At 62.5% G+C, this 6,888-nt stretch carries 6 protein-coding genes; 4 read left to right on the plus strand and 2 right to left on the minus strand.

Annotated features, from left to right (window positions below; genetic code table 11):
• Window positions 1–86: 86 nt before the first annotated feature.
• On the plus strand, window positions 87–1,103 hold the full coding sequence (locus H3V04_RS00490; protein WP_232342390.1) for an alpha/beta hydrolase: 1,017 nt from the start codon (window positions 87–89) through the stop codon (window positions 1,101–1,103).
• Between the two features lie 113 nt (window positions 1,104–1,216).
• Complete coding sequence (locus tag H3V04_RS00495; RefSeq protein WP_015021464.1) at window positions 1,217–1,420, plus strand: hypothetical protein; 204 nt, start codon at window positions 1,217–1,219, stop codon at window positions 1,418–1,420.
• Between the two features lie 75 nt (window positions 1,421–1,495).
• On the opposite strand, the gene H3V04_RS00500 is transcribed toward H3V04_RS00495, so the two are convergent.
• Entirely contained in the window at window positions 1,496–2,866 is a 1,371-nt protein-coding gene (locus H3V04_RS00500) for a sugar porter family MFS transporter (RefSeq protein WP_198186862.1), read from the minus strand.
• 321 nt (window positions 2,867–3,187) lie between these two features.
• Between H3V04_RS00500 and H3V04_RS00505 the strand changes: the two genes are divergently transcribed.
• Window positions 3,188–4,144: a nucleoside hydrolase gene (locus H3V04_RS00505; protein WP_198186863.1), complete on the plus strand. Its 957-nt coding sequence runs from the start codon at window positions 3,188–3,190 to the stop codon at window positions 4,142–4,144.
• 51 nt (window positions 4,145–4,195) lie between these two features.
• The gene (locus H3V04_RS00510) at window positions 4,196–5,584 is read left to right on the plus strand and encodes an MFS transporter (protein ID WP_198186864.1); all 1,389 of its coding nucleotides are present in this window, start codon (window positions 4,196–4,198) and stop codon (window positions 5,582–5,584) included.
• A 198-nt stretch (window positions 5,585–5,782) separates the two neighbouring features.
• Here H3V04_RS00510 and H3V04_RS00515 read toward each other — a convergent pair.
• Window positions 5,783–6,888, minus strand: a 1,106-nt coding sequence (locus tag H3V04_RS00515; protein WP_373564629.1) for an RCC1 domain-containing protein, incomplete at its 5' end; no start/stop codon positions are given.

Here is a 6,888-nt window from a genome sequence, read left to right on the forward strand (position 1 = left end):
ATATTGCCTGTAAACACGCAAGACCGGATGCGAAAAGCTGTGCGGGTTGGAGTTATGAGGGTTGAATGATGAGCAAGGATGCACAGATGAGCGTAACCGACGAGGAACGTGAACTGTTGGAGGGATGGACCGAGGTCGACGGGGACCTGGATGGTTGCAGTCCCGATATGGTTCGGGCCGTTCTGGGATCCCGGCTGACCTTCGGACGCATGGACGCTCCCCGTTCCCGTCACTGGCAGGTGCCCGAGGGGGTGGACTGCTTCAACGACATCGCCTATTTGGACGATGGTTTGCGAGCCCACAAGCTGGATCTTTACCTGCCTCATGATGTACTGCTGCGCAACGGCAGGGTTACCCCGGTCTACATCGACATCCACGGCGGCGGGTTCATGTACGGCTACAAGGAGCTCAACCGGAACTTCTGTACCCACCTGGCCCAGCGTGGCTTTGCGGTCTTCTCGGTCAACTACCGGCTGATCCCCAGCACGGACTTCATGGGCCAGCTGTCTGACGTGCTGACCGCTCTGACCTGGATCAAGAACCACCTGGACGAGTATCCGGTCTCACCCGACAGGATCTTTCTGACGGGTGACTCGGCCGGAGGCACCCTGGCGCTCTATATGCTGGCTGTGGAGTCCGATGACCAATTCGCGCAGAGGCTGGGGCTGAAGCCTGCCGGGCTGCGGCCCCGGGGTGCTGCCTTCGTCTCAGGCCTGTTCGATCTGACTCCTTACTTATCGGTGGATCCGGAAGACTCCGATACAACTGGATCCGCCACCAATGCCCTGGCCATGGTTGCTCCATCCTTCTTCAGAAGCTTCGTGCAGGCTGGTGGCGACCAGGTGGCCGACCTGACGACCATGGTCGACATGGTCCGCCTGCCGCCGGTATTCCTGAACACCAGCGCCGACGACTTTCTGCAGGGTGACGCGCTCAAGCTGGCCGAGATTCTGTGCGGGAAGGGCCGCGACTTCGAGCTGCATGACCTGAGGCCCAACCGCCTGCAGACCCTGGGACACGTCTATCCGGTGGCCATGACCTGGCTGGAGGAGAGCCGGCAGGCACTGGACCAGATCCACGATTTCTCCTACGACCTGATTTGAGCCTCTCTGCGCGCCTGGTTCATCCGCTAGCTGGCTATGATGGGAGGGGAAAGGTGGGCATCGATGGCGCAAGGCCCCCGGTGTCTGCACCGCCGCTTACAGAGGAGTGATTCATGGACGAGAAGACCTTGGTAGAGAAGCTGAGCAACCTGGAGACCATCGACCAGCTGGTTGACCTGTCCAAGGAGATCGGCCAGCCCCTGTCATACAACGACGCGGACCAGCTCTTCGGCAGGATCAACCAGTGCAAGAATGATGTCGCACAGCTGGGCGGCGACACCATCGCCAAGCTGGCCAAGCAGGTCTTCAACATTTAAGGCATCTGAATCTGAAGTATCAGATTCCATGAGGGCGGGCCTGTATCCGGTTCCGCCCTCTTCTTATGCCCGGTTTCATGCCCGGGTGCGGGCCTCCTGCTCGATCTGGGCCAGGCTCTTGCCACGGGTCTCGGGCACCATGACCCAGGCGAACACCAGGGCGCACACATTGATCAGGGCGAAGAGCAGGTAGGTGCCGGTGCCGCCCAGTCGGGCCAGCAGGGTGGGGAAGACCAGGGAGAGCCCGAAGTTGGTCAGGTTCATGGCCACGTTGGCGTAGCCCATGCCACGGCTCTTGACCTGCTGGGGGAAGATCTCGGACAGGAGCAGCCAGGTGACCGGGGCCACCAGGCCCTGGACGAAGACCACGTAGATCATCATCATGCCGATCATGATCCAGGCGGCAGTCCGTGACCCGCTGCCCGGGGCGCCGACGAACCGGTAACAGACCCCGATGGCCGCCAGAAAGATGATGGTGCCTGCAAGTCCCACAGCCAGAATGGCGCGGCGGTCGAAGCGGTCGATCAGTCCCAGCCCTCCGATGGTTGCCGCTATGGCGGAGACCAGGATGACGGGCACGGTGGCCACCATGGACAGGGAGGGGTCGAAGCCCAGGGTGTCGGTGAAGATGGTCGGCGCGTAATAGTTGACGATGTTCAGCCCGGTCAGCTGGTTGATCATGGCCACGCCGATGCCCACGATCAGCACCCGCCGGAGCCAGGGGGCCTTGAAGCCGGTGGTCTTCGCGCTCGCCGGATGTGACAGCTCCCGCATGGTCACCCGGGCCTCTGCCTGGTCGCGGGTGGACTCCAGGAAGACTGCTGCCTGGTCCGATTGGCCACGGCGGATCAGGTGGGCCGGGCTGTCATGCAGGAAGCAGGCCAGCAGGGCCAGCAGGATGGCCGGAGGCACCAGGGCCCAGAGCATGGTCCGCCAGTCGGCACCTATCCGGTCCAGGATGGCGTTGACACTGACGGCCAGCAGCTGCCAGACCACAATCATGACCGAGTTGACCGAAACCACCCGTCCGCGTTCCTCCGTGCCGACCATATCGGCCAGGTAGATGGGCACGATGGTCGAGGTCATGCCGATGCCAGCCCCGATGATCAATCTTCCCAGACCAAGCAGGATCAGGCTGGGGGCCAGGGCGCTCAGCAGGGCTCCGGGGATGGCCAGCAGGGCGCCGGCCAGGATGATGTGCTTGGGGCCGAAACGGTCGTTGAACTTGCCAGCCAGGTAGGATCCCAATGCAGCTCCTATCAGCAGGGCTGAGGTGACCATGCCCTGTTCGCCGGCAGTCAGATGCCCGCCCGGGCCGGAGCCTAGATTCATGCCGATCAGCGCGCCGGAGATGACAGTCAGGGTATAGCCATAGAGGCCGCCGGCCAGCACACCCAGGGCGGTCATCACTTGCAGATTGCGCCGCCGCCCTTGAATCGCAGCCATGGGCTCCCCTTTCGCCAGATCATCCGGGCTTAATCAGGGTAATCATAGGCATCTGGGGGAGCGGTCTGTCGACCAGGCTCGCCATTGTGGACAGGGGAATCAGCCGGAGAACCAGCTGCTGGATTCGCTATCCGGATTCGTTATCCGGGCCCTGGTTGCGGGCTATATGAACATTTGCGGATATTGTCCACGACTTGCGCATGTCATAGGGGAGCGAAACCGCTCGATTTCGCATATGATAAACAAGCATCCACCACAAGGACATCGTGGATGCATACGGCCATGGTTCCATACAGCCATGGCGATGAAAGGAAACATTGTATGCGTAAGCTGATTCTCGATCTGGACACTGGTGTCGACGACACTCTGGCTATCTCCTATGCCCTAGGCAGCCCCGAAGTTGAGCTGATCGGCATAACCGGCACCTATGGCAACGTGCTCCTGGAGCAGGGCATCCGCAACGATCTGGCCATCACCGACTTGCTGGGTCATCCTGAGGTCAAGGTCTACCCGGGCCTGTCCCACGCCTGTAAGGCGGACTCCTTCGAGGTGCTGCCCGTCTCCGCCTTCATCCACGGCGAGAACGGCATCGGCGACGTGGCCATCCCCGACTCGGACCGCAAGGCTGAGGCACAGTCGGCCGTGGACTTCATCATCGATGCGGTCAACACCTACGGCAAGGATCTGGTCTACGTGCCCACTGGCCCCATGACCAACATCGCCGCCGTCCTGGCCAAGGAGCCTGACATCGCCCAGCGAATAGGCTCCATTGTGCTCATGGGCGGGGCCCTGACCGTGCCGGGCAATGTGGACGCCTGGCAGGAAGCCAACATCTCCCAGGACCCGGACGCGGCCGATGTGCTCTTCCGCTCCGGCGCTCCCGTGACCATGGTCGGCCTGGACGTGACCCTGCAGACCCTGCTGACCTACAAGGAGACCGCCCGCTGGAGGCAGCTGGGCACTGCGGCAGGCAACTTCCTGGCGGACATGACCGACTTCTACATCAAGGCCTACGAGACCACCTCGCCCCATCTGGGTGGTTGCGGCCTGCACGATCCGCTGGCCGTGGGCGTGGCCGTGGATCCGACCCTGGTCACCACCCTGCCCATCAATATGAAGGTGGAGACCGAAGGCGCCACTCGCGGGCGTACCATCGGGGACGAGCAGCGGCTCAACGACCCGAACAAGACCATGCGCGTGGCCGTCGGCGTGGACGTGCCCCGCTTCCTGGACGAGTTCATGACCCGGATCACCAGGCTGGCCTCCCAGGCCGACTGAGGTCCTCCATCCCCGGCAAGTTCACGCAAAAGAAAGAGAATTGAAGACATCATGTCCGAAAAGCAATCCACCGAGGATTCGACAGCCGTACGATCGCTGATCCTGCTGCTGATCACCTTCGTCCTGGGCACCCTGTGCCTGCAGGGCTTCAACCTGGTCTTCCAGCAGGTCGGCAAGGATGCCGGCGCCCCCGACCAGGCCTCGCTGATCACGGCCCTGCCCAGCATCGTCCTGGGCATCGTCTGCTTCATCTACGGGTCCCTGGGTGACTTCGTATCCCTGCGCAAGCTGGTCACCTTCGGCCTGTGCATACTGTTCATCGGGTCCGTGTACGGATACGTGGCCAACACGATCATGGCCCCCAACATCTGGAATGTGATCGCGGCCCGGCTGCTGCAGACCGCCGGCGAACAGGTGGCTGGCTCGGCCTACCTGGTCGTGGCCACCAAGTACCTCAAGCCCTCCCTGAAGGTGATCTTCTTCGGCATCTTCACGGCAGGCTACCAGGTGTCTGCAGCCATCGGCATCTTTGCCGCCGGCCTGCTCAGCTCCATAGCCTGGCAGTACCTCTTCCTGATTCCCGCGGTCACCATCATCTTCCTGCCCATCCTGCTCAAGAGCCTGCCCACCGGCGGCGGCAACGGCGAGAAGGTGGACTGGCTGGGCTTCGTCATCTTCGGACTGGCCACGGCCCTGCTGACCCTCTTCTTCTCGTACACGGCCTGGTGGCTGCTGGTGGCCTCCGCTGTCTGCTACCTGATCTTCGCCGTGTACATCAGCCGGGCCAAGAGCCCCTTCATCACCCCGGACTTCTTCCGCAACAAGCGCTGGCTGATGGGCATCGGGCTGATTCTGATCTTCTACTTCATGAACTACTGCATGTCGCCCATCTTCAACGCCATCGGACGTGACGTCTACAAGGTGTCGACCACCACGGTCTCCCTGCATGTGGTCTGGGCCTTCCTGGTGGCCGCCGTGCTGGGCACCACCTCGGGCGCCATTGTAGATAAGATCGGCCGAAAGACAGCCATCATCATCGCCGCCTGTCTGATGATTCTGGGCTTCGCCGGGACGGCTCTGGTGGTCAATTCCGGCCTGCTGGCCCTGACGCTGACTGCCTGTGTCTACTATGCCGGGGTCGGACTGATGTATTCGCCCATCGTCTCCACCGTGCTTGACACCTTGCCCCAGGATCAGTCGGGCCGCGGCGTGGGCATGAACGATCTGGTCATGAACGTGACAGGCTCCATCGGCATCGCCATCATCGGCGGCCTGATGGGCAAGCCCAGCCTGGAGGGCTTCAGCATCATGGGCGCTACCGGTCCGGCCGCCAACTACAGCAACCTGCTGCTGATCGGGACTGCTGTGTCCCTGCTGGGCCTGGTTGTGTATTTGGTCTGCAAGAAGACCATCTACGCCACGACTGCCGACCAGCAGTAGAACAGTTGTAGTCGACCGTCCGAGCTGGATAAGAGGAGTCGCTTCCTCTGTTCCGTTCGGGCGGTCGACTGATATGTGCGGTGGGGGCATGGGAGGGGGTGTCGGCTCTCTTGGGGTTGGGCCTTAAGTGGCACTTTTCCTCCCTGCCCCCTATATGGGCCGGGGGCGGGGGGATTGATACGCGCCCCAGGCCTTTTCTTACTCGTGCGAAGCGTAAAGCAGTCGGTGCGTTTCCCTCCGGTGGCGGCGGGATGCGAGGACTCCGCCCATGCCGGTCATGCCGGTGCCCAGGGCGAGTAGGATGCCTTCCCCTCCGGCCTTGGGGAGCACGCCTGCGGGCAGGTACGTGTATCTGAGGGAAGTGTCGGTCAGGGTGATTCCTGTGCCACCCATCATGTAGTCGACGCTGACCGTGACCGTGCCCGGCTGGTGTGCAGGCGTGAGCACGCTGACACTGTTGCCATCGCCGCGCGTCAAGCCTGATACGGCAGTCTGGTCGAATCTGACGCCGGTGATCACCAGCTGCAGGTTGAACACCACCGGCACGGGAGCCGACTTGGTGTTTCCTGTGCCGTCGCCGAGCTGGCCACTGTCGTTAGCACCCCATGCCCAGGCGTTGCCGTCGCTGCCCAGGGCCAGCGAAAGATGCCACCCGCCGCTGACCTGTGTGGCTTTTAGTCCTTTGCTCTTGTCGGTGGGGTTGGCGGGGTCGCGCACGCGCACAGGAACAGGATTCACGTCACTGTACCCGCTGATGGTGTTGTTGCCGAGCTGGCCATACCAGTTGCATCCCCATGCCCAGACTTTGTCGTCGCTGCCCACAGCCAGCGAATGATCGGCTCCGCCGCTGATTTGTACGTAGGTGAAATCCTCTGGCAGGTCCGGGTACGCCTTGCGGTCAGGCTTGTTCACCCTGACAGGCGTATGCCGTTCGGTGGTCGTCCCGTCGCCGATCTGGCCACTGCCGTTCCATCCCAAGGCGTAGGCGTTGCCGTCGCTGCCCAGGGCCAGGGAATGAGCGCCTCCGGCGCTGGCCTGCACGTAGGTGAAATCCTCTGGCAGGTCCGGGTACGCCTTGCGGTCAGGCTTGTTCACCCTGACAGGCGTATGCCGTTCGGTGGTCGTCCCGTCGCCGAGCCGGCCGGAGCCGTTGACACCCCAGGCGTAGGCGTTGCCGTCGCTGCCCACGGCCAGGGAATAATCGTTTCCGGCGCTGATTTGCACGTAGGTGAAATCCTCTGGCAGGTCCGGGTACGCCTTGCGGTCAGGCTTGTTCACCCTGACAGGCGTATGCCGTTCGGTGG

Source organism: Bifidobacterium sp. M0353 (genome assembly GCF_016100645.1).
Taxonomy (GTDB): domain Bacteria; phylum Actinomycetota; class Actinomycetes; order Actinomycetales; family Bifidobacteriaceae; genus Bombiscardovia; species Bombiscardovia choladohabitans.